Below are 23167 nucleotides of genomic sequence, written 5' to 3'. Positions count from 1 at the left end.
CCACCCCTGGGGCAAGGGGGCTCCGCCCCTGGCCTGCGGCCACCCCAGGCCCGGGCCTGCCTCCGGACCAGCCTGCCATGACGCCTCAAGAGGCTCCCCCACACACCACGGGACGGCGCTCTCGCCTCGATTGGGGGCCGGGCTCCCCGGCTGGCCCACTCCCGCACACGCCCCCTCCCGCACGCCCGCCCCCGCGAGCCCCCTCCCACACCTGCCCCCTCCCCCACGCCCGCCCCCGCGAGCCCGCTCCCGCACGCCCATCGGCGTACGGAAAGTCCCACCATCCGATGAACCCGCGGCGTGGCAGGGCCCACACCCCGGAGCCGGTCCGCCCCACCCGCACTAGCATCGCCACCGTGCCGTACGACGACAGCCCCCCGCCCCCGGAGTCCGCCCACGCGATCAGCCCGGACCGCCCGCGCCTGCGACGGTCCACGCTCGTGGTGGCGATCGCAGCCCTCGCGCCCACCGCGCTGGCGGGGTGGCTGCTCGTGAGCGTGCTCACCGGCGGCTCCGACCAGCAGCCTCCCCAGGTGCTCCCGCTGCCCTCCGCGGCGGCCGGGGACGCCAAGCCCACCACCCGGGCCGGCGCCACCGGCAGCCCCGCCGCGACCCCGGGCACCGGAACCGGCACCGGCACCGGTAAGGCCACCGTCCCCGCCGGCATCCCCACGGCCCCGCCCGACCCCCGCCCGCGCGGCCCGCTGGCGGGCCGTACCGTCGTCGTCGACCCCGGCCACAACCCGCACAACTTCGACCACGCCGCCGAGATCAACCGCAAGGTCGACATCGGCACCACGCGCAAGGAGTGCGACACCACCGGCACCACCACCAACGCCGGTTACACGGAAGCCGCGTTCACCCTCGACGTGGCCCACCGGCTGCGCGCCGCGCTCGAAGCCCAGGGCGCGAAGGTCGTGTTCACGCACACCGGCGAGCGCGCCTTCGGCCCCTGCATCGACGAACGGGCGCGGATCGGGAACGCGGCCGCGGCCGACGCCGTGGTCTCCATCCACGCGGACGGCTCCTCGGCCGGCAACCGCGGCTTCCACGTGATCCTCCCCGCCCGGGTCAAGGGCGGCGCGGCCGACACCGCGGCCATCGTGGGCCCCTCGCGCCAACTCGGCGTCCGCATCGCGGGCAACTTCGCGCGCAGCACCGGCCTCGGCCCCTCCAACTACGTCGGCGCCGGCACCGGTCTCGTCGTCCGCGACGACCTCGGCGGGCTCAACCTCTCCACCCGCCCCAAGGTGTTCATCGAGTGCGGCAACATGCGCGACCCGAAGGACGCGGCCCTGCTCACGAGTCCGCAGTGGCGGCAGAAGGCGGCACAGGGCATCGCGAACGGCATCGTCGGCTTCCTCGGCGGATAGAGCGGATAGAGCGGCCTCCCCGGCGGGTAGACAAGAACCCCGGACCACCAGCCCCGCGCCCGAACTCCGGGACGCGGGGCACCCGCGCGCGTTCGGATCCGTACGATGGTCCCCGCCCACCCCCTGCCGACGAGACCGAGAAGGACATCATCCAAGTGAACATCCGCTCCCTGACACGAGCCGACGGCGTGGTGATCGGAGCAGCGGCGCTGCTGTTCATCGCCTCGTTCCTCGACTTCTACTCCGTCGCGTGCGGAGCGGTCACCAACCGCTTCTGCGACCTGCCGAGCGCGTGGGACACCGACTACTACGGCATCGCGCTGCCGGCGATCTTCCTCACCGGCTTCGTCGCCGCCGCGCTGATCATCCTCGGTCGCGCGCTGCCGAACCCGCCGAAGTTCGCGAACCTGACCCTGGACAACTGGGGCACCGTCCTCTCCGTGGCCGCCCTGTGGTCGGCGCTGTGGGCGCTGGTGGTGGGCAACTCCAACCTGGGCCCGGGCGCGATCATCGCCTTCCTCGCCGTCCTGGCGCTGGCCGGCGTCGCGGTCTTCGGCGGCCAGGTCCCGGCACTCAAGGGCCCGCTCCTGCCCGCCCCCGGCCCGCAGCAGGCCGCGCCGTTCGGCGGCCAGCCCGGCCAGCCGGGCCAGCCCGACGGCTACGGCTACCCCGGCCAGGCGTACGGCGCCCAGGGCGCGAGCCCGTTCGGCGGCCCCGAGCAGGCCGGCGCCCAGCAGCACGCGCCCCAGCACCACCAGAACCCGCAGGACCACGGCGCGCACGCCCCGCAGCGCCAGCAGCCGAACCCGCAGGCCCAGGAGCAGGCCCAGCCCCAGCAGGCGGCCCCGGCCGGCGACTTCGCCCCCTTCTGGTTCGCGGTGCCGGTCGTCCGCCCGCTGCTCTCCGAGGACGGCTCCCCCGCCCCCGTCGCCGAACTCGCCCCCGGCAACTGGTACCTGGCCGTCGAGCAGCGCGGTGGCGCCCTGGTCGCCCAGACCCAGGACGGCCGCCGCGGCGTCCTCCAGGACACCTCGGGCATCCAGCGCGGCTGACCCGCCGAGCTCCGACGACGGCCCCCCGCCCTTCCGGACGGGGGGCCGTTGCCGTACAGTCCCCTGACCCAACGAATATGACGCCTCGTCAGATCGCCCCGCCGAACCTGGTGCACCCGCCGCACCCGCCGCACCGTAGGACACCGCCCGCCCGCAGAGGGGACCCGGCACCATGCGCCTAGGACTCGCACTCGGCTACTGGGGCCGCGGCCCCACCCCCGGCCACCTCGACCTCGCCGTCGAGGCCGAACGGCTCGGCTACGACTCGGTGTGGACCGCCGAGGCCTGGGGGTCGGACGCCTTCACCCCGCTCACCTGGATCGCCGCCCGCACCTCACGCATCCGGCTGGGCACCGCGATCGCGCAGATGGCCGCCCGCACCCCCACCGCCACCGCGATGCACGCCCTCACCCTCGACCACCTCTCCGGCGGCCGCATGATGCTCGGCCTCGGCCTGTCGGGGCCACAGGTCGTCGAGGGCTGGTACGGCCGGCCGTTCCCCGCGAGCCCGCTGACCGCCACCCGCGAGTACGTCGACGTGATCCGCCAGGTGCTGCGCCGCGAAGCCCCGGTCACGCTCGACGGCCGCTTCCACACCCACCCGTACGCGGGCCCCGACGGCACCGGCCTCGGCAAACCCCTCAAGCCCATCACGCACCCCCTCCGCGCGGGCCTGCCCGTCCTCCTCGGCGCCGAGGGGCCGAAGAACATCGCCCAGACCACCCGCATCGCGGACGGCTGGCTCCCCCTCTACTGGTCCCCCACCCGCACGGACGTCTACCGGGCCTCGCTCTCGGACCTCCCCTCCGGCTTCATGATCGCGCCGATGGCCCGCGCCCAGCTCTGCGACGACGTCGCCCAGGGCCTGCTGCCGGTGAAGGCCATGCTGGGCTTCTACATCGGCGGCATGGGCGCCGCGGCCCGCAACTTCCACGCCGACCTGATGGCCAGGATGGGGTACGGGGCCGAGGCCCGCCGCATCCAGGAGCTGTTCCTGGCCGGCCGCCGCGAGGAGGCGGTACTGGCCGTCCCCGACGCGTTCGCGGACGAGATCTCCCTCGTCGGCCCCCGCGAGCGGATCGCCGAACGGCTCGACCTGTGGCGCAAGGGCCCCGTCACCGACCTCCTGGTCACCGCCCCCGACCCCGCCACCCTCCGCGTCCTCGCCGAGCTCAACACCTAGGCCCGATCGTCGGTCTATCGTGTCGTCGGCCGACCCCCCAGTGGATCGCATCGAGCCCTTGATGCCGAAGATCTCGGAAGCCGTCCCCCGGCCCGGGCATCCGGGACTCCACAGGTGATCGGCGTGCGCCGGGGTGGGGACGGGGCAGGCCGAACCCTGCACGGAATACCGAGCATCCGTGCACGGAGGGCACATTGCGGCCACCCCAGGAAGGGTTTAATCGGGCACTGACCAACCCGCAGTGGAGCGCCGTCCACCACGCCCTGGGGAAGCCTCTTCTGCAACCGGGTCCGGCTTCGGCCCGCACCGTCGACGCCGTGCCGTCAGAGTTCTTGCCGTCAGATTTATGGAGATCACGCGACATTCACCTGGTTCAGGCGAAGGACGACCGTGATCGACTGCATGAGGGGGATTTGATTCCGTGCGCCTTGACATCACCAAGTCCGTCCGCCGCGTCCTGAGTGCCGCCGGGGGCGCGCTGCTCATCTCGCTGGCCCTGCCCGCCTCGCCCGCCGCCGCCGTCGACCTGTCCGAGTGGGGCACGCTGGTGAACCGCAACGGCGGCCTGTGCCTGGAGCTGGGCGCCTGGTCGACTGCCAACGGTGCCGGTGTCAGCCAGTGGTACTGCAACGGGGGCGCCAACCAGTCCTGGGCCGGGGTCGCGTACGGAGGCGGGTACCTGATCTACAACCGGAACAGCGGGAAGTGTCTGGAGGTGCAGGGTTGGTCCAAGGCCAACGGCGCCGCCATCGGTCAGTGGGACTGCCACCGCGGCGCCAACCAGCAGTGGATGGTGCGGGAGCTGGGTGGCGGAATGGTGAACCTGGTCAACGTGAACAGCGGGAAGTGCCTGGAGATCGGTGGCTGGAGCACCGACGTCGGCGCCCCGGCCACCCAGTGGGACTGCCACGGGGGTGTCAACCAGGAATGGCTCTAGTGGCCTGAGTCGGAGTTTCTTCGTCAGATACGACGTTCGATCACGGCCGGGCCGCGCCGCTGCTCGAGTTCGTTGATGCATCGCCCGACCGTGTTGCGTTGCCCGTAGGCGTCGCGGTCGGGGGCCGGCGGACGGCCGCCGCGGCGGCCGTCCGCCGCTTGCGGTTGGGCCGCCTGGGAGGCGGGCCCGCTCGGGCGGTTCGGTTCAGCGGAGGCCGTGGTCGTCGTGCGTCCGGTCGTAGGCGAGCCGCGCTTCGGCGATGGCGGCGCGGTTCCCGAGCGACCAGTCGGCGAGCGCCTTGACCAGGTGGGTCAGGCCGGCCCCGGTGTCGGTCAGGCGGTAGTCGACCCGGGCCGGCACGGTCGGGTACACGGTGCGCAGCACGAGGCCGTCGCGTTCGAGCCTGCGCACGGTGAGCGTCAGCATGCGCTGCGAGATGCCGTCGACCGCGCGCTGCAGTTCCCGGAACCGGCGCGGTCCGGCGGCGAGTTCGACGAGGACGAGCACCGACCACTTGTCGCCGATGCGGTCCAGCACGTCGCGGATGCCGCAGTCGGGGTGGTCGTCGCGACCGCAGGGTTCGAGGTCGGCGGGGGTGGTTACCCCGGTGTGCGTGGGTGACATCGAAGTGCCTTCTTGTGGCCGGTGGGCGGGCGTTCGAGGATCAAGCGTAGTGACCGACGAGAACCACGACGGAAGACTGCGACTGACATGATCTTGGTGACGGGAGCCAACGGGAACCTGGGCTCCGCCACTCTGGGGGCGCTCCGCGCCCGCGGCGCGGCCGTGACGGGTGCCAGCCGCACGCCGGGCGACGGGAAGCGGCGCCTCGACTTCGACGACCGCGCGGGCCTGGGCCTCACCGGTGTCTCGACCCTGGTGCTGGTCTCCGCCGGCTACGCCGAGGACGACCAGGTCGTCGGCCGCCACGCCGCGGTGCTGGACGCCGCCGTCCGCGACGGTGTCGCCCACGTCGTGTACACGAGCCTGACCACGGCCGGCGACCACCTCGGGTTCGCGCTCGCGCACCGGGCCACCGAACGCCTCGTGCGGGCCTGCGGGTTGCCGTGGACGATCCTGCGGAACGGCCTGTACGCGGAACTCTTCGGCGGCCTGCTGGCGTGGGCCGGCGACGGGCTGGAATCCCCGTTCGGGGACGGCGCCCTGGCGGCCGTCGCACGCGCGGACCTCGCCGACGCGGCGGCGGGCGTCGCGGCGGCCCCGGCAGGGCACGCCGGGCGCGTCTACGACCTCGTCGGCACGCCGATCACGGCGGGTCAGGTGGCCGAACGTCTGGGGGTGCCGCACCGCGTCGTAGGGCTGGGCGCGTACCGGCGCAGGCTCCTCGAAGAGACGCCGGGCCTGCTGCCGTTCCAGCCGCCCATGCTGGCCTCGATCGCGACGGCCGTCCGGCACGGCTTCCTGGACGGCACCTCCCCCGACCTCACGGACCTCCTCGGGCGCCCGGCCCGCGACCCGCTGGCCGCAGCGGTCGCGGCCGCCTCCGCCGCCCGCCCGGCGGCAGGCCGGCCGGAGGGGGATCTCCACCGGCGCACCGGTGGGGCCGGGCAGGGCACCAAGGTGCCAGGCCGCTAGCTGCCAGGCCGCTCCCCTTCCGCGGAGAACCCCGGTTCAGCAGGATGTTGATCACCGGGACGGCGGGGCAGGAGCCCCACCCAGGCCAGGGCCGCACGGCCGGACCGGTGCAGCGCTGATCCACCCGTCCACACCGTCGTGCCCGTCGCAGGAGATCCTCATGTCCCGTAGTCGGTTGACCTCCTCGGCCGACGGCCCGTCCACCACCACCGACGCCGCCACCGCCACTGCCGTGCCACGGGGCCACGCCCTGGTCCGGACGCACGCCAGGGGTCCCGCCGCCACCCGGGGACCCGTCCTCCGCACCGCCTGATCCACCGCACTTCCGGCACCCGCGTCGTCCGCGGGCGTCGACCGGCCGGCAGCCGGCTCCGCGTGATCGCTTCCGCCGCGCCCGCTGCCCGCCCTCCTCGCTTCGACCTCCCGGCACCGGCCGTTCCTCCGGCCTGCCCTCACACCAGTGGAGCACACCCATGTCCCGCGCCCTGCGCCGTACGTCCACCACCGCCCTGCTCGCAGCCGGCCTGGCCTCCGTCGTGCTGACCACGACCGTCCCGGCCCACGCGGCCGGCTCGCCCGCACCGCGGTCCACGACCGCCCGGGCGGGTCAGGGCACCATCACCCCGTTCACCCCGACGGTCCCCAACCCGACGACCGCCACCCGAGCCCAGCTCAACGCGGCGGTGCCCGCGGGCAGGAAGAAGGTCTCGCCGTTCCTCGCCGCGCCCCAGGGCCTGGCGGCCGCCTCGAGCGTGGCCGGCCCGATCAGCCGCGCCGAGGTCATCGCCCGGGCCAGGACCTGGGTGGACGCCGGCGTGCCCTACAGCATGTACAGCTACCGCACGGACGCGAACGGCCGCTACCGCACCGACTGTTCGGGCTTCGTCTCCATGGCTTGGCACCTCGCCTCGTCCTCGGCCAACAACTGGGGCGAGACCACCGGCACCCTCCTGGAGTTCACCTCCTCCATCGGCAAGGAGTCCCTCAAGCCCGGTGACGTCCTGCTCAACCCGGACCCGGGTGCCAGCGGCCACGTGGTCATCTTCAACGGCTGGGCCAACGCCGAGCACACCCGCTACGACGCCTACGAGCAGGCCGGCAGCGTCGGCGCGGTCCACCGCGAGATCCCCTACCCGTACTGGTCCGGGCACGGCACCTTCAGCCCCCGCCGCTACGACAACATCATCGACGACGCGGCGCCGGCCGCCGGCGCGGCCCGGACCATCGGGGCGGACTTCAACGGCGACGGCAAGCAGGACATCGCCGGCATCGACGCCTACAGCAACATGAAGCTCTACACCGGCGACGGCGCCGGCCACGTCTCCGGCGGCAGCAACATGCTCGGCGACAACGGCCTGTGGAAGAACTTCAAGTCCATCGCCGCGGGTGACTTCAACGGCGACGGCAAGCAGGACATCGCCGGCATCGACGCCAACGACAACATGAAGCTGTACACGGGTGACGGCGCCGGTCACGTCTCGGGCGGCGGCAGCATGCTCGGCGACAACGGCCTGTGGGCCAACTTCAAGGCGATCACGGCCGGTGACTTCAACGCCGACGGCAAGCAGGACGTCGCGGGCATCGACGCCAACAACAACCTGAAGCTCTACACCGGCGACGGCGCGGGCCACCTGGGCGGTGGCAGCGACATGCTCGGCAGCAACGGCCTGTGGGTCAACTTCAAGGGCATCACGGCGGGCGACTTCAACGCCGACGGCAAGCAGGACGTCGCCGGCATCGACGCCAACAACAACCTCAAGCTCTACACCGGCGACAACGCCGGCCACCTGGGCGGCGGCAGCGACATGCTCGGCAGCAACGGCCTGTGGAAGGGGTTCCGTTCCCTGCTCTCGGCCGACTTCAACGGCGACGGCAGGCGCGACGTCGCCGGCATCGACGCCAACAACAACATGAAGATGTACGCGGGCGACAACGCGGGCCACGTCTCGGGCGGCATCGAGATGCTCGGCAACAACGGCCTCTGGGCCGGCTTCTAGAGCACCCCTCCCCCGTTCCCGCGCCGTCCCTCACCCAGAATCGAGCCCGTTCCCGCATGCGCAAGAACAACAAGGCCCTCTCCGGCGCCGTCGTCGGCCTGGCCTCCCTCTCCTCCCTCCTCCTCGCCACCACCGGCGCGGACGCCGCGTCCGTCAGCACCTGGGACAAGGTCGCCGCGTGCGAGAGCGGCGGCAACTGGAGCATCAACACCGGAAACGGCTACTACGGCGGCCTGCAGTTCTCCGCGTCGACCTGGACCTCGTTCGGCGGCGGCGCGTACGCCTCCCGGGCGGACCTGGCCACCAAGAAGCAGCAGATCCTCATAGCCGAGAAGGTCCTCGCGGTGCAGGGGCAGGGCGCCTGGCCGAGCTGCGGCCCGCGCGCCGGCCTGGGCGCCGACCACGCCGACCCGTACCCGTCGACCCCCGACCCGCAGCCGACGAAGCCGATGGCCCGGACCGTGGCCGGTGACTTCAACCGCGACGGCAAGCAGGACATCGCCGGCATCGACGCCTTCAACAACCTGAAGCTGTACGCGGGCGACGGCGCCGGCCACGTCTCCGGCGGCAGCAACATGCTCGGCGACAACGGCCTGTGGAAGAACTTCAAGGCCCTCGCGGCGGCCGACTTCCAGGACGGTCTCGGCACGGACATCGCCGGCATCGACGCCAACAACAACATGAAGCTGTACATCAACCAGGGCCTCGGCAACGGGAACCTCTACGCCGGTGACAACTACATGCTGGGCAGCACCGGTCTCTGGGCGAACTTCAAGTCCGTCGCCGGCGGCGACTTCAACGGCGACGGCAGGCCGGACATCGCCGGCATCGACGCCTACGACAACCTCAAGCTGTACGTGGGTGACAGCGGCGGACTCACCGTCTCCGGCGGCACCGACATGCTCGGCAGCAACGGCCTCTGGAAGAACTTCAAGGCGATCACCGCCGGTGACTTCAACCGCGACGGCAAGACCGACATCGCCGGCATCGACGCCAACGACAACCTGCGGCTCTACACGGGCGACGGCGCCGGTCACGTGGGCGGCGGCAGCGACATGCTCGGCAGCAACGGCCTCTGGAAGGGATTCCGGTCCCTCATGGCGGCCGACTTCAACGGCGACGGCAAGCAGGACATCGCCGGCATCGACGCCAACGACAACATGAAGCTCTACACCGGCGACGGCGCCGGCCACGTCTCCGGCGGCACCGACATGCTCGGCAGCAACGGCCTCTGGGCGGGCTTCTGATGCGCGGCGCCCTCCTGACGTCGCGCCGTCACCGCCGGAAGGCCCGGCCGCGCGTGCCGCGCACGACGACCACCCTGGCGGTCACCGCCGCACTCGGAGCCTGCGCCGCCTTCTCGGCGGCGGCTCCCGCGGCCGCCGCCGTGCAGCCCGCACCGCCGGTGCTGCGGGTCATGCCCCTGGGCGACTCGATCACCGACGGCTACCAGAGCTCGACCTCCGCCGGCTACCGGCTGCCCCTGTGGCAGAAGTCGCAGGCGCACCCGCGCTTCCGCGTCGACTTCGTCGGCTCGCGGCAGTCCGGCTCGGCCCCGGACAACGACAACGAGGCCCACAGCGGCAGTATGACCAACGACTTCCGCGGCAAGGCCGGCGACTGGGTGCGCGGTGCCGAGCCGGACGTCGTCCTCCTCCACCACGGCATCAACGACCTGGACCGGGGGACCGACAAGGCCGGTGCGCCGGCCCGACTGGCGGCGGTGACCGACGAGATCCTCGCCGCGCGGCCCGGGGTCACCGTCCTCGTGATGGGTCTGATCCCCACGTCCGGACCGGCCGGCGTGCCCGCCTTCAACTCCGCGGTGCGGACCTGGGTCGGCGCCAGGGCGAAGGCCGGCGCCAAGGTCCGCTACGTCGACGCGCCCGCGTTGCTGTCCGGCGAGATGGCCGACGGGTTGCACCCCAACGACGCCGGCTACCGCAAGGTGGCCGACGCCCTCTTCGACGGCGTCGACAAGGCCGTCACGGACGGCACCGCCGTCCGTACCCACAAGGGTCGGGCGGGCACGGAGTCCGGCGGCGCCGACCGGCGGCGCTGGGCCGACTGGGACGGTGACGGGCGCGCCGACCGCGTCCTGGTCGCGGACAGCGGGGCGGTCCGCGTCCTGCTGAACCGCGGCGGTGACGGGCGGGGCGGCTGGGAGGACCTCGGGCAGGTCGCCACCGGTCTCACCACGGACCGGACACGGGTCAGGTTCGCGGACTGGGACGGCGACGGAAGGGCCGACTACCTCTGCATCGCGGAGACGGGCTCGGTGTCCGTCTACCTCAACCGCGGCGGCGACGGCCACGGCGGCTGGACCCCCGTCGGCAACGTGGCGACCGGGCTCACCCGGGACGCCGGCCAGGTCCGGTTCGTGGACTTCGACGGCGACGGCCGCACCGACTACACCCTGGTCCGCCCCGACGGCCCCGTCACCGTCTTCCTCAACAAGGGCGGTGACGGCCACGGCGGCTGGCAGGACCGCGGCACCGTCGCCGCCGGCGTGACCAACGATCCCGGCCGGGTCCGGTGGACCGACTTCGACGGGGACGGGTACGCCGACTACTCCGTGGTCCGGCCCGACGGGTCGGTGGACACCTACCTGAACCGCGGCGGCGACGGCCACGGCGGCTGGTCCGCCCCCGGCACGCCCGTCACCACGGGGACGGCGGCCGACCCGCGGTACACGGCCTTCGCCGACTTCGACGGCGACGGCCACAGCGACCACGTCCTGACCGGCCCCGACGGGTCCCTCACCGTCCGCCTCTGGAACGGCGGGAACGGCACCGCCGGCTGGACCGACCTGGGCACGGTCGCCGACCCCGGCTGAGCCCGACCGCCCGCCCCGAGGACGGCTGACACCACACCGGAGGGCGGGGCCCGGCATCCGGCCGGACCCCGCCCCCGCGCGCCTACCCGCCCAGCTGCGACAGGCTCGGCACCTGGTCGGTGACCGTGGCGCCAGCGCTCTGGCCCGCGCTCTTCACGTTGTTGATAACGTCCTCGAAGGACGAGATATCCCCGTCACCGGCCTGCCCCTTGCGGACCTTCGTGGTCAGGTTCTTGAGGGACTCGACGCCGGCCGTCAGCGGCGCCAGCGCCTTGGACAGCAGCGGGTCGCCCTTGGCGTTCTCGATGGCCGCCTTCAGCCGGTTGTAGGCGAAGGCGCCCGCGAGGCCCGCCTTGATGAGCGCGAACGTCCGGCCGCTCGCGCCCTTCTTGAACTTGCCCGCCCGGTACGGCTTGATGATCCACTGGTAGGTCGCCCCGGCCGCCAGGCCCGCGTTGAGCACGAACCGCGTCTTGGCGAACTTCTGGCGCTCGGCCGTGGTACTGGGCGAGGGCGAGGCCTCGACGGCGGCCACGGCGTCCGGGTCGGCGACCAGGGCCGCCTCCTGCAGCGCCAGGGCCTGCGCCAGCGCCGCCTGCAGTTGCACGGCCTCCAACTGGTCCGCCTGCGCCTGCCGGTGGGCGGCCGGGGCGACGTGGAGCGACCCCGCCCCGCCCCGGCCCGTGGCCTCCGCCCCGGCGGCGCTCGCACCACCCCATCCGGTGGCTCCGGCGAGCAGCGCGGCGGACAGCGTCACGGCCGTCAGGATGCGGCGGACTCGGATGGTCCTGCGTGTCGGCACGGTGCGGGACACGGTCTCGGACACGGATTCGGACACGGTTTCCTCCAGGTGCGTGAGGGAGGTGTCCCCCGCAGCGTCACCCGGACGGCGGGGCCCCGCCACTCGGGCCACCCGTTCGGACGCCCCCGGTGGCGCGGGCCCGTACCCGTACCGCATCATGCGGCGTTCGCCCCGCCCCGAACCGCGTCACCCGGCGGTCCGCCCCACCCCGAAACCGCATCGTGCGCGGGTTTCGCCCCGTCGATCGCGGCAAGAAGCGGGACATGCAGGAGCGAGTGGTCCCACGTGGGCCGGGCGCGACCGTGGGCCGGGTCGTGGCCCTGGCCGCCGACGTCGCGGCCCTCGTCCTGGTGGTCTGGATCGCCCTGGACCTGCTGGACGCCAACCAGGCCAACGCGGTCGTCCAGTGGTTCCACGACGCGGCGAACTGGCTGTCGGGCTGGTCCCGCGACCTCTTCGACATCCACCGCGAGTGGGTGCAGGTGGTCGTGGGCTACGGCCTGCCCGCCGTGGTGTACCTGCTGGTGGGGCACGCGCTGGCCCGCTTCCTCCACCGGGTCTGAGGGCCGCGGCGCGGCAGAACGTGTGGGGCTGCGCCCGAGGCTGCGCGCGGCCCCACACACCCGCTCCGGGCGTCCGGTGTCAGCAGCAGTCGGGGTCGAGCCCGGTCGGAAGGCGCTCGCCGCCGAAGACCTCCGTGGTGGCCTCGTCGCCGCCGAGCGCGGCCACCGCGAGCAGCAGCGAGCCCGCCGTCCAGGTGGTCTGCTCGACGGGCCAGACGGCGTCGTCCTCGAAGACGTACCCCGTCCAGTACATGCCGTTCTCGGCCCGCAGGTGGCCGATCGAGCGCAGGATCTCCAGCGCCCGGTCGGACTCCCCCATCGCCCACAGCGCGATCGCGAGCTCGCAGCTCTCGCCGCCGGTGACCCAGGGGTTGGGCAGCACGCAGCGCACGCCCAGCCCGTCCACCACGAACTCGTCCCAGCGCCCCTCGATGCGCGCCTTGGCGTCCGCGCCCGTGAGCGCCCCGCCCAGCACCGGGTAGTACCAGTCCATCGAGTAGCGGTCCTTGTCGAGGAACCGCTCCGGGTGGCGGCGGATCGCGTGCGCCAGTGCGCCCGCGGCCAGCTCCCAGTCGGGCTGCGGCTCCTCGCGGTGCTCGGCGATCGCCAGCGCGCAGCGCAGCGCCTGGTGGACGGAGGAGCTGCCGGTCAGCAGCGCGTCGGTCACCGGCGTGCCGTCCGCCTCGCGCTTCCAGCCGATCTCGCCGCCCGGCTGCTGCAGCGCGAGGACGAACTCGACGGCCGCGTAGACCACCGGCCACATGCGGTCGACGAAGGCGTCGTCGCCGGTGGCGAGGTAGTGGTGCCAGACGCCGACGGCGACGTACGCGGTGAAGTTCGACTCCTGGCCGGCGTCCTGCGGGGTGGTGGTGTCCACGCCCGCCGGGCGGTCGGCGTAGGCGGCGTACCAGGAACCGTCCTTGTTCTGGTGCCGGGCGAGCCACTCGTAGGCGCGCGCGGCGGCCTCGTGCTCGCCGGCGACGTCCAGGGCCATGGCGGCCTCGGTGTGGTCCCACGGGTCGAGGTGGTGTCCGCGGAACCACGGTATGGCGCCGTCCTCGCGCTGGACGGCGAGGATGCCGGCGACCGTCTGCGCGGCCTGCTCGGCGGTCAGGACGCCGGGCAGCACGAGGTGTTCGGTGCGGCCGGGGGAACTCACTTGCCCACACCCGCGGTCGTCGCGGCGGCGGTGTCGACGGCCACGCCCGGGAGGTGCGGCTTGGTCGCGTACGCCACGAAGCTCTTGCCGATGACCGGGTTCAGGGCCTGCTCGGCGAGGCGGGTGGCCAGGGGCTTCTTCATGATGTCCCAGACCAGGAGCTTGTGGTAGGCACGGACCGGCAGGGCCTTGTCGTTGTCGACGCCGAAGGCGCACTTGAGCCACCAGTACGGGGAGTGCAGGCCGTGCGCGTGGTGCGTGCCGTACGGCTTGAGGCCGGCCTCCTCCATCTTCTTCAGCAGCTCGTCGGCCTTGTAGATGCGGATGTGGCCGCCCTCGACCTCGTGGTACGCGTCGCTCAGCGCCCAGCAGATCTTCTCGGGGCCGTAGCGGGGCACGGTGATCGCGATGCGGCCGCCCGGCTTGAGGACGCGGACCATCTCGGCGAGCACGCCCTTGTCGTCCGGGATGTGCTCCATGACCTCGGAGATGATCACGACGTCGAAGGAGTCGTCGGGGAACGGCAGGGAGAGCGCGTCGCCCTCCATGGCGGTGGCGGTGGCACCGGCCGGGGCCTCGCCGGCCTCCTTCATGGCGGCGAACCACTTGGCGACCTCGCGGATCTCCTCGCCGTTGCGGTCGAGGGCGACCACCTGGGCGCCGCGCCGGTAGCACTCGAAGGCGTGCCGGCCTGCGCCGCAGCCCAGATCGAGCACGCGGTCGCCTGCGGCGAGCGGGAACCGGGAGAAGTCGACGGTCAGCACGGGGGCGGCCTGCTTTCGCGTGGGTGGTGGGTCGTGCGGGGTGCTGCGGAGTGCTGGGGTGGTGCGGTGCTGCGGTGCGTCGGGTCAGCGCGTCCGGGCGCCCGCGGCGCCGCGGGCGGCGGCGATCGCGGCACGGTAGTGCGCGGCGGTGCCCTCGGCGGCCCGGGCCCACGTGAAGTTGGCCAGAACCCGCTCGCGGCCGGCCGCCCCGAGGCGGGCCCGCAGTTCCGGGTCCTCGAACACCCGGCCGAGGGCGGCGGCGAGTGCCCCCGCGTCGCCGGGCGGCACGGCCAGGCAGGTCTCTCCGTCGCGGCCGGCGACCTCGGGGATGGCCCCGCCGGTCGTGGCGACCAGGGCGGTGCCGGTGGCCATGGCCTCGGCCGCGGGCAGCGAGAAGCCCTCGTACAGGCTGGGCACGCAGGCGACCTGGGCGCTGCGCACGAGGTCGACGAGCTCGGCGTCGGTGACGCCCTTGACGAACCGGACGGCGTCCTGGAGCCCGTACGCCTCGATGGCCTTGGCGACGGGGCCGCGCTCGGCGCGCTTGCCGACGACGACGAGGTGGGCGTCGGGCCGCTCCGTACGCAGCTTCGCGAGCGCCTCGACCAGGAAGACCAGGCCCTTGAGGGGCACGTCGGCGCTCGAGGTGGTCACGATGCGGCCCGGGACCTCGGCCACGGACGGGTCGGGGGACCACAGGTCGGTGTCGGCGCCGATGTGGACGACGTGGATGCGGTCGTCGCGGACGCCGAGGTGTTCCGCTATCTCCTGCTGCGAGGAGCCGGAGACGGTCAGGACGGAGGGCAGCCGGCGGGCGACCCGGCCCTGCATGCGCGTGAAGGCGTACCAGCGGCGCACCGAGAGCCGCCGCTTGCGGTCCTTGGCGGCGTCGAGCTCCAACTGGCGGTCCACGGTGATGGGGTGGTGGATCGTCGTGACGAGCGGCGCGCCCAGGTCGCCGAGCAGGCCGTACCCCAGGGTCTGGTTGTCGTGGATGACGTCGAACTCGCCGCGGCGGGCCAGGAGGTGGCGCCGGGCGCGCAGCGAGAAGGTCAGCGGTTCGGGGAAGCCGCCGGTCCACATGGTGGCGACCTCGAGGGCGTCGATCCAGTCCCGGTACTCCTCGCGCTTGGGCGTGCGGAAGGGGTCGGGCTGGCGGTAGAGGTCGAGGCTGGGGAGCTCGGTGAGGGTCTGGCCGGACTGCGGGTCCAGGACGGGGTAGGGCTGGGCGCCGATCACCTCGACGGTGTGGCCGAGGCGGGCCAGCTCGCGCGAGAGGTGCCGGACGTAGACGCCCTGACCGCCGCAGAACGGGTTCCCCTTGTACGTGAGGAGTGCGATGCGCAACGGGCGGTCGCCGTCAGTGCCGGAACCCGCGAAAGGGCTCGTCACCATGGCCTCAGCGGACACTCTCGGCCCCCTTCTCACTGCACTTTCGCCGGAGCGTAACCGCTCGGATAATGTAGAACAAGTTTCAGACTTGATCCGTCAAGGAGCATTGAATCTACCGGCCGGAAACCACACCGTAAGAGGCGGAGCAGGTGATTCGCGCCACGGCCCCGACGCCTGACATGCTGAGCGGCCCGACGGCCCGCGACACGGGTCACGGAGCCGGTTCACACCGGTACGCAGAGGCATACGGGCCGCTCGGGACCGGGGCACGGAGGCGGTTCGGGCCGGGGTGCGGAGCATCACCCGGGGCGGGCCGCGGAGGCGGCACGGACCGCAGGAAGAGAACGGCAACGCCGGGCGGACAGGCACCGGGAACAGGTGGGTCCGGCGAACGGCACGGATGGGGACTTGGGACTGATGTCAGCGGAAGCCAGAGCCGTCACCACCCCGGCGACCCCGCCCTTGACCGAACGCCAGGAGGCGCGTCGGCGGCGGATCCTGCACGCCAGCGCCCAGCTGGCCAGCCGGGGCGGGTTCGACGCCGTGCAGATGCGCGAGGTCGCGGAGTCGTCGAGCGTGGCGCTGGGCACGCTGTACCGGTACTTCCCGTCCAAGGTGCACCTGCTGGTCGCGACCATGCAGGACCAGCTCCAGCACATGCACACCACGCTGCGCAAGCGCCCGCCGGCCGGGGAGTCCGCCTCGGAGCGGGTGGCGGAGACGCTGATGCGAGCGTTCCGGGCGCTGCAGCGCGAGCCGCACCTGGCGGACGCGATGGTGCGGGCCCTGACCTTCGCCGACCGCAGCGTCTCGCCCGAGGTCGACACCGTCTCGCGGCTGACGACCGCGATCATCCTCGACGCGATGGGGCTCGACGCGCCGCCCACGGCCGAGCAGCTGTCCGCCGTGCGGGTCATCGAGCACACCTGGCACTCCGCGCTGATCACGTGGCTCTCGGGCCGGGCCTCCATCGCCCAGGTCAAGATCGATATCGAGACGGTCTGCCGCCTCATCGACCTCACGTCCCCACCCCGCCCCTGAACCGGGCCGCCCGCGCCCGCCCCGGCACATCCAGCCCGCGCGGCGTTCGAGCGCACCCGGCGCGCGGCGCCGGGGTTTCCCGGGGGGCCCGGCGGCGGCCCCGCGCGGAGGCACCCCGGCACGGGCCCGACGTGGCGTGAAACCGTCCGGGGCTTGACGGGGACCTATCAGCTGTGTGATCAACTGATGCTCATGACGCGCACTTTGTATCTGTTCGGTTCGGCCGCCCCGCCGCTCTTCGACATCGCCTGGGTCGCAGAGGCGGCGCAGGCCAGGGGCTGGGACGTCTGCCTCGGCCTGACGCCCGCCGCGGCCGAGTGGGTCGCGGGCAGCGTCGACGGCCTGAGTGCGCTCACCGGCCACCCCGTCCGCTCCCGCTACCGGCGCCCCGGCGAAGCGGACGTCTGGCCCGCGCCGGACGCGATACTCTTCGCGCCCGCCACGTTCAACACCGTCAACGCCCTGGCCCTCGGCCTGACCGACCGGTTCGTGGTCGGCGTCGCGGCCGAGGCCATCGGCAAGGGCGTCCCCATGGCCGTCATGCCGTGCGTGAACACGGCCCTGGCCCGCCACCCCCAGTTCGACCAGAGCCTGGCCACGCTCCACAACGCGGGCGTCCGCACGCTCTTCGGCGAGCACGGCTTCGCCCCGAACGCCCCCGGCGAGGACGTCGTCGAGGGCTTCCCGTGGGAGACCGCCCTCGCCGCCGCCGACGCCCTGGTGGCCACCCCCCAGGCCTGAGGCCCGCCCCGAGAACGCATCGCGCCCGCCCTCCCGGACACGGGGAAGGGCGGGCGCACCGCGCGGCGGCCACCACGGACGGCGGGAGGTCGTGAACGCCCCTCCCGCGTCGGCCGAGTCGGCCGGCCTCTCACGACGTCGGTTCCTCGCGGTCAGGCTCGGCGGCGTAGGACGCGAGGCGATCGGCGAGCGCGATGACGAGGTCGCGGAGTTCGTCGGGGCGCTCGATGACGAACGGCCGGTCGAGTGAGGCGAGTACCGGGGGCAACCAGTCGAGCCGCTCCGCCCGCAGCTCGGCGCGCCGCCAGCGCTCGGTCGCGCGGTCCTCGCCGGCCGCGGGCTCGTGCTCCTCCAGGCTCGCGACGCCGGCCGGAAGGCGGGCCCGGATCTGCTCAACCGTCCCGTGGATCCGCAAGGTCACCTCATGCTGGTACTCGGCCGTGGCGAACCCTGACAACACGCGCTGTTCCGGACCGGGACCCACCGGCGCTTCGAACGAGCCGGGCAGGGTCCGCGCGTCTGCGATGCGGTCGAGCCGGAAGGTTCGGTCCTCGCCGATCCGGGCGTCCTCGCCCGTGACGTACCACCGGCCGGCATGGGCGACGATCCCGTACGCGTGCAGCGTGCGTTCGCTGCGCCGTCCGTCGCGGTCGGTGTAGCGGATCGAGACCGGTCGGTGGTGGCGCACCGCATCGGCGATCGTGAGCAGGACCCCGGAGTCCGGGGTGTCGAACTCGCCGGGCCGATCCGTGAAGGCGAGAGCTTCCAGGAGCGTGTCGAGCCGACGGGCGACGTGCTTGGGCAGCACCCGCCGGATCTTCGCCGACGCCGTCTCGCTCGCCGTGCGCTCCGTCGTCGTCAACCCTGCTCGGCGGCCGGCGACCAGGCCGAGCACCACGGCCAGCGCCTCGTCGTCGCTGAGCATGAGCGGAGGCAGGCGGTACCCGGGAGCCAGCCGGTACCCGCCGTAGCGGCCGCGCACCGATTCCACGGGCACGTCGAGGTCGATCAGTTGGTCCACGTACCGGCGCACGGTGCGCCCTTCGACGCCGAGCCGGTCGGCGAGTTCGGCCACCGTCCGGGTGCCGCCCGACTGCAGCAGCTCCAGGAGTGTCAGCACGCGGCCGGTCGGTCGAGGCATGTCGGCAGCCTAACGCCAATACAGGACCGATTCTGTCCACTATTCCTCCTAGCCTGCGACGAGCACGCCTCCAGCACGGCCAAGGAGATTCCCATGGACTTCGTCTCGATCCGCATCATCACCAGCGACGTCGCACGCCTCGTCGACTTCTACGAGCGAGCCACCGGGGCGGGGGCGACGTGGGCCACCGAGGACTTCGCCGAAATCCGGACCGCGGGCGCCACCCTCGCGATCGCCGGCACCCGCACCGTCCCGCTGTTCGCCCCGGGATCTGCCCGCCCGGCGGACAACCACAGCGTGATCACCGAGTTCCTCGTCGACGACGTGGACCGCGTTCACCAGAACCTGACCGGCTTCGTCACCGACTTCGTCACCGAGCCCACCACGATGCCCTGGGGCAACCGGTCGCTGCTGTTCCGCGACCCCGACGGCAACCTCGTCAACTTCTTCACCCCCGTCACCCCGGCGGCCATCGAAAAGTTCGCACGCTGACGCCACGCACAGCCGCGCTCACGCGGGAGCCCCGAGATCCCGGGGCTCCCGGTGAACGCGGCCGCCGAGTCCAGGCGCCACCAGCAGCGGCCGCCCGCAGCGCTCGCGGACATCCCGCAGCAGCTCACCTTCGAGGACGTCGCGTAACCAAGGTCCCGAGACACCACACCTAGTCCTCGGGCGGGAACACCGCCTCACCCGAGGCCAGCGTGATCGTGATCGCCTCCACCGGGCACCCCTCGGCGGCGGTCAGCACCGGCTCGTTCGCGTCCGTGTCCGCCGCCACCGGGTGCGACTGCCGGGCCGAGTCGAGGGAGAAGCCGTCCGGGGCGTGGTTCACGCACATCCCGGAGCCGATGCACACCCCCCGGTCGACCTCCACGCGCCACCGGTCGCCCATCAGGCACCGTACCCGGCGGGCAGGTGGATCATCTTGTGCTCCAGGTACTCGCTCAGCCCCTCGGGCCCGAACTCCCGCCCCAGTCCGCTGCTCTTGTAACCACCGAAGGGCCCCATCATGTCGAGGCTGAAGGTGTTGACGTTGAACGTGCCCGTCCGCACCCCGCGCGCGAAGTCGATGCCGCGCTCGACGTCCGCCGTCCAGACGCTGCCGCTCAGGCCGAAGTCGGAGTCGTTGGCGATCCTGGCCGCCTCCGCCTCGTCCCCGTACGGGATCAGGCAGACCACGGGCCCGAAGATCTCCTCGCGGGCGATGCGCATGCCGTTGTCCACGTCGCCGAAGAGCGTCGGCTCGACGTACCAGCCCTGCTCCAGCCCGGCCGGCACGCCGCCGCCCGTGAGGACCTTGGCGCCCTCCTCCTGCCCGAGCTTGATGTAGTCGAGCGAGCGCTGCTGCTGCCGCTTGGCGACCAGCGGCCCGAGCTGGGTCGCCGGGTCGAGGGGGTCGCCGACCGCGAGCGCGCCCGCGGCGGCCGCGAAGGCCTCCGCGAACTCCTCGTAGCGGCTGCGCGGCGCGAGGATGCGGGTCTGGGCCACGCACGCCTGGCCGTTGTTCATCCAGGCGGCGGGCACGATGCCGGCGACGGCCGTCGCGGCGTCGGCGTCCGGCAGGATCACGGCCGCGGACTTGCCGCCGAGTTCGAGGGTGACGCGGGTGAGGTTGCGGGCGGCGACCTCCATGACCCGCTTGCCGGCCGCGACCGAGCCGGTGAAGGCCACCTTGTCGACGCCCGGGTGGCCGACGAGGTACTCGCTGACCTCGCGGTCGGCGGGGAGGACGGACAGCACGCCCTCCGGCAGCCCGGCCTCGCGCGCGATGTCGGCGAGGATGTACGAGTCCAGCGGCGCCTCCGGCGAGGGCTTGAGGATCACCGACGAGCCGGTGAGCAGCGCCGGGCCGAGCTTGGCGGCGGCCACGAACTGCGGGACGTTCCACGGGATCACGGCCGCGACGACGCCGACCGGCTCGCGGCGCACGAGCAGCGGGCCGAGCACGCCGTCGCGCCGCTCCTCGTACGGGTACGCGGCGGCGACCTTGATCGCGGAGTCGTAGACCATCATCGCGCCCAGCGCCTGGGCGAGGATGCTCCAGGAGTAGGGGGAGCCGTTCTGCGCGCTGATGGAGCGGGCGATCTCCTCGTGGCGCACGGCGATCGCGTCCTTGATGCGCGTCACGACGGCGATGCGCTCGTCCAGGGTCATGCGCGGCCAGGGGCCGTGCTCGAAGGCCCGGCGGGCGGCGGCGACGGCCGCGTCGACGTCGGCGGGGGAGGCGTGCGGGACGCGCCCGAAGACCTGTCCGGTGTGGGGGGAGACGACCTCGATGGTGTCGCCGCCCAGCGGGTCGGCCCACGCGCCGCCGATGAACAGCTGTCCGTGTTCCACGAGCTCGGTCATGGCTGATGCCTCCTGCGGCCCGGTACCTGTTGCTGAAGCTGCTGCTGCTGTCGCTGTTGCCGCCACGCCACTGTCCTGACGGGATTTCAGAACTGATACCAGTTCTAGTTCCACTAGTCCACGGATGGGACGCAACCGCCGCGGACCGGCCGGAGAACCCGCGCCGCGGCGGGCGACCCGGCGCCGCGGACAGTGGCCATCGATGGTCGACTTGGGCTACTACTGAAACCAGTTCTCGAAACAGGTGTGACAGCGCGGTGCGACGGCGCACCGCCGACGCCAGGCGACAGGGGGACCCGGCATGACGGAGCACGCAGCACCCGACGTGGCAGCACCCGACGAGGCAGCGCCCCACGCGCAGACATCCGACGTGGCAGCACCACCCCACGCGCAGGCACCCCACGCGCAGGCACCCCACACGCAGACATCCGACGTGGCAGCACCCCACGCGCCGGCACCCGAGGGCACAGCACCCGACGTCAACGACCACGACGTCATCAACCACGACGTCATCGACCACGGCGGCGGCGTCCACGCCCTGCGCGTACCGATCCCCGACAACCCCCTCGGCCACACGCTCGTCCACGTCCTCGACACCGACCGCGGCCCCGTCCGGGTCGACACCGGCTGGGACGACCCCGCCGCCTGGGACGCCCTCACCGCCGGGCTCGGCGCGCTCGGCATCGCCGTGGCCGACGTGCACGGCGTCGTCATCACCCACCACCACCCCGACCACCACGGCCTCTCCGGCCGGGTCCGCGAGGCCTCCGGCGCCTGGATCGCGATGCACCCCGCCGACATCGAGGTGGTCCAGCGCACCCGGTCCGCCGAACCCGCCGTCTGGCTCGACTACCTCGCCGCGAAGCTCACCGCCGCCGGCGCCCCCGAGGAACACGTCGGCCCGCTGCGCGCCGCCCGCGCAAACGGCCGGATGCGGACCCTTCCCGGGCTGCGCGCCGCGGTGCCGGACCGGGAGATCGTCCCGGGCGAGCTGCTGCCGCTGGCCGGCCGCCGGCTGCGCGCCGTCTGGACCCCGGGGCACACCCCCGGCCACGTGTGCCTGCACCTGGAGGAGGACCACCCGGCCGGGCTGCCCGGCCGCGGCCGGCTCTTCTCGGGCGACCACCTGCTGCCCGGGATCAGCCCGCACATCGGCCTGTACGAGGACCCGGAGGACACCCGCGGCACCGACCCCCTCGGCGACTACCTCGACTCCCTCGAACGCATCGGCCGCCTCGGACCCGCAGAGGTGCTCCCGGCCCACCAGTACGCGTTCACCGACGCCCCCGCCCGGGTGCGCGAGCTGCTCGCGCACCACGAGGAGCGGCTGCGCGGACTGCTCGAGCTGCTGAGCGACCCGGTGACGCCGTGGGCCCTGGCGGAGCGGATGAAGTGGAACCGGCCGTGGGAGCAGATCCCGTACGGCTCCCGCAACATCGCCGTCTCGGAGGCGGAGGCGCACCTGCGGCGACTGGTGAAGCTGGGCCTGGCGGAGCCGGTCCCGAACACCGCGCCGGGCGAGCCGGTGAGGTACCGGGCCGTGTGAGGCCCGCCCCGTCCAAGGACGCCGCCGGCCCACCGCAGGCGTCCGGCTCCCCCGACTGCCACCGGGTCCACACATCCTTGGCGGTGGCTGGTGGGTCCCGTGGTGTGTGGGGGAGGCGCTTGACAGGGGTGGCAGGCTGGTCCGGAGGCAGGCCCGGGCCGAGGGGGGCCGCAGGCCCGGCCGAAGGCCCAAAGCCCTCGGGGTGGGCCTGCCGCAGGGCCTGCAGGCCACCCCTGTCAAGCACCGAGGGGACCCACACACCACGGGACCCACCCCCGAAGCCACCCCACCCCGACGCCGTGCCCCACCCCCGAAGCGAGGGGACGCACACCAGAGGACCCACACCCACCCACACCGCACCCGCACCCGCACCCACACCCACCCCCGCACCCCCACCCCGCACCCATCCCCACCGCCCCGCACCCCGCCCCGAAGCCGGGCCGGTACAGTGTGCGGGTCGTCATCACCCACGCGGGGAGAAGCCGGTGCGAGACCGGCGCTGACCCGCAACCGTGAGCCGCCCCCGCGCGGCGAGCCGGACTGCCCCGCGGGACGTGCACGGCTCAGTCGCCGGTTCGGCCCGAGGCCCGCCTCCGTTCCGATCCCGGTGACCGGCAACGTCGAGGTTTGCGGAGCCGGAGCCCGGGCGCCTCGCGTGCCTGCCTCCTGCTCCCCCGCAGGAGAGGCTTCCGCCC

General features: G+C 73.2%; 22 protein-coding genes and 1 riboswitch. Of the genes, 14 read left to right on the top strand and 8 right to left on the bottom strand.

Features of this window, described 5'->3' with window-relative positions; translation table 11 throughout:
• The first annotated feature begins 356 nt into the window (after positions 1-356).
• The 4 genes from ACIQCH_RS33095 (at position 357) to ACIQCH_RS33080 (ending at position 4545) form a co-directional block, all read left to right on the top strand.
• Positions 357-1373 (top strand): N-acetylmuramoyl-L-alanine amidase, encoded by a 1017-nt coding sequence (locus tag ACIQCH_RS33095; RefSeq protein ID WP_402587082.1) that lies wholly within the window; start codon positions 357-359, stop codon positions 1371-1373.
• A gap of 155 nt (positions 1374-1528) precedes the next feature.
• Positions 1529-2425, top strand: coding sequence for a hypothetical protein (locus ACIQCH_RS33090; RefSeq protein ID WP_402587080.1), 897 nt, complete (start codon positions 1529-1531; stop codon positions 2423-2425).
• Positions 2426-2597: 172 nt separating this feature from the next.
• A complete protein-coding gene (locus ACIQCH_RS33085; RefSeq protein ID WP_402587078.1) occupies positions 2598-3608 on the top strand; it encodes an LLM class F420-dependent oxidoreductase in 1011 nt (336 codons plus the stop codon).
• A 421-nt stretch (positions 3609-4029) separates the two neighbouring features.
• Positions 4030-4545 (top strand): RICIN domain-containing protein, encoded by a 516-nt coding sequence (locus ACIQCH_RS33080; protein WP_402587076.1) that lies wholly within the window; start codon positions 4030-4032, stop codon positions 4543-4545.
• 204 nt (positions 4546-4749) lie between these two features.
• On the opposite strand, the gene ACIQCH_RS33075 is transcribed toward ACIQCH_RS33080, so the two are convergent.
• Entirely contained in the window at positions 4750-5169 is a 420-nt protein-coding gene (locus ACIQCH_RS33075; RefSeq protein WP_402587074.1) for a winged helix-turn-helix transcriptional regulator, read from the bottom strand.
• Between the two features lie 87 nt (positions 5170-5256).
• Here ACIQCH_RS33075 and ACIQCH_RS33070 point away from each other — a divergent pair, with 87 nt between their 5' ends.
• The 5 genes from ACIQCH_RS33070 (at position 5257) to ACIQCH_RS33050 (ending at position 10974) form a co-directional block, all read left to right on the top strand.
• The gene (locus ACIQCH_RS33070; protein ID WP_402587072.1) at positions 5257-6141 is read left to right on the top strand and encodes an NmrA family NAD(P)-binding protein; all 885 of its coding nucleotides are present in this window, start codon (positions 5257-5259) and stop codon (positions 6139-6141) included.
• A gap of 160 nt (positions 6142-6301) precedes the next feature.
• On the top strand, positions 6302-6454 hold the full coding sequence (locus tag ACIQCH_RS33065; RefSeq protein ID WP_402587070.1) for a hypothetical protein: 153 nt from the start codon (positions 6302-6304) through the stop codon (positions 6452-6454).
• 160 nt (positions 6455-6614) lie between these two features.
• Positions 6615-8138, top strand: coding sequence for an FG-GAP-like repeat-containing protein (locus ACIQCH_RS33060; RefSeq protein ID WP_402587068.1), 1524 nt, complete (start codon positions 6615-6617; stop codon positions 8136-8138).
• 56 nt (positions 8139-8194) lie between these two features.
• Complete coding sequence (locus tag ACIQCH_RS33055) at positions 8195-9385, top strand: transglycosylase family protein (RefSeq protein ID WP_402587066.1); 1191 nt, start codon at positions 8195-8197, stop codon at positions 9383-9385.
• Between the two features lie 53 nt (positions 9386-9438).
• Positions 9439-10974, top strand: a complete 1536-nt coding sequence (locus ACIQCH_RS33050; RefSeq protein WP_402587064.1) for an FG-GAP-like repeat-containing protein — start codon at positions 9439-9441, stop codon at positions 10972-10974.
• A gap of 82 nt (positions 10975-11056) precedes the next feature.
• Here the strand turns inward: ACIQCH_RS33050 and ACIQCH_RS33045 are convergent, their stop codons facing one another.
• The gene (locus tag ACIQCH_RS33045; RefSeq protein WP_402587092.1) at positions 11057-11545 is read right to left on the bottom strand and encodes a hypothetical protein; all 489 of its coding nucleotides are present in this window, start codon (positions 11543-11545) and stop codon (positions 11057-11059) included.
• 494 nt (positions 11546-12039) lie between these two features.
• Here ACIQCH_RS33045 and ACIQCH_RS33040 point away from each other — a divergent pair, with 494 nt between their 5' ends.
• On the top strand, positions 12040-12339 hold the full coding sequence (locus ACIQCH_RS33040; protein ID WP_402587062.1) for a hypothetical protein: 300 nt from the start codon (positions 12040-12042) through the stop codon (positions 12337-12339).
• Positions 12340-12418: 79 nt separating this feature from the next.
• Here the strand turns inward: ACIQCH_RS33040 and ACIQCH_RS33035 are convergent, their stop codons facing one another.
• The 3 genes from ACIQCH_RS33035 to ACIQCH_RS33025 all read right to left on the bottom strand — a co-directional run bounded on the left by ACIQCH_RS33035 (position 12419) and on the right by ACIQCH_RS33025 (position 15672).
• A complete protein-coding gene (locus ACIQCH_RS33035; protein WP_402587060.1) occupies positions 12419-13498 on the bottom strand; it encodes a prenyltransferase in 1080 nt (359 codons plus the stop codon).
• A complete protein-coding gene (locus ACIQCH_RS33030; RefSeq protein WP_402587058.1) occupies positions 13495-14262 on the bottom strand; it encodes a class I SAM-dependent methyltransferase in 768 nt (255 codons plus the stop codon). Before ACIQCH_RS33030 ends, ACIQCH_RS33035 begins: the two co-directional genes overlap by 4 nt.
• A gap of 84 nt (positions 14263-14346) precedes the next feature.
• Entirely contained in the window at positions 14347-15672 is a 1326-nt protein-coding gene (locus ACIQCH_RS33025) for a glycosyltransferase family 4 protein (protein WP_402587056.1), read from the bottom strand.
• 399 nt (positions 15673-16071) lie between these two features.
• Between ACIQCH_RS33025 and ACIQCH_RS33020 the strand changes: the two genes are divergently transcribed.
• Positions 16072-16695, top strand: coding sequence for a TetR family transcriptional regulator (locus tag ACIQCH_RS33020; protein ID WP_402587054.1), 624 nt, complete (start codon positions 16072-16074; stop codon positions 16693-16695).
• A gap of 192 nt (positions 16696-16887) precedes the next feature.
• Positions 16888-17436: a flavoprotein gene (locus ACIQCH_RS33015; RefSeq protein ID WP_402587052.1), complete on the top strand. Its 549-nt coding sequence runs from the start codon at positions 16888-16890 to the stop codon at positions 17434-17436.
• Positions 17437-17566: 130 nt separating this feature from the next.
• Here ACIQCH_RS33015 and ACIQCH_RS33010 read toward each other — a convergent pair whose 3' ends face one another.
• Entirely contained in the window at positions 17567-18577 is a 1011-nt protein-coding gene (locus ACIQCH_RS33010) for a helix-turn-helix transcriptional regulator (protein ID WP_402587050.1), read from the bottom strand.
• A gap of 93 nt (positions 18578-18670) precedes the next feature.
• Between ACIQCH_RS33010 and ACIQCH_RS33005 the strand changes: the two genes are divergently transcribed.
• Positions 18671-19069: a VOC family protein gene (locus tag ACIQCH_RS33005; protein ID WP_402587049.1), complete on the top strand. Its 399-nt coding sequence runs from the start codon at positions 18671-18673 to the stop codon at positions 19067-19069.
• Positions 19070-19238: 169 nt separating this feature from the next.
• Here the strand turns inward: ACIQCH_RS33005 and ACIQCH_RS33000 are convergent, their stop codons facing one another.
• Positions 19239-19469 (bottom strand): ferredoxin, encoded by a 231-nt coding sequence (locus ACIQCH_RS33000; protein WP_402587047.1) that lies wholly within the window; start codon positions 19467-19469, stop codon positions 19239-19241.
• Positions 19469-20926, bottom strand: coding sequence for an aldehyde dehydrogenase (locus tag ACIQCH_RS32995; RefSeq protein ID WP_402587045.1), 1458 nt, complete (start codon positions 20924-20926; stop codon positions 19469-19471). The genes ACIQCH_RS33000 and ACIQCH_RS32995 overlap by 1 nt, the downstream gene beginning before the upstream one ends.
• A gap of 496 nt (positions 20927-21422) precedes the next feature.
• On the opposite strand from ACIQCH_RS32995, the gene ACIQCH_RS32990 reads away from it, so the two are divergent.
• Positions 21423-22472 (top strand): MBL fold metallo-hydrolase, encoded by a 1050-nt coding sequence (locus ACIQCH_RS32990; RefSeq protein WP_402587090.1) that lies wholly within the window; start codon positions 21423-21425, stop codon positions 22470-22472.
• Between the two features lie 481 nt (positions 22473-22953).
• Positions 22954-23012: riboswitch (cobalamin riboswitch) on the top strand.
• Positions 23013-23167 lie beyond the last annotated feature (155 nt).

This window comes from Streptomyces sp. NPDC093225 (assembly GCF_044753805.1).
Lineage (GTDB): Bacteria > Actinomycetota > Actinomycetes > Streptomycetales > Streptomycetaceae > Streptomyces.
Note: the sequence above shows the minus strand (reverse complement) of the source record. Positions and strands in the feature narration are given on the sequence as shown.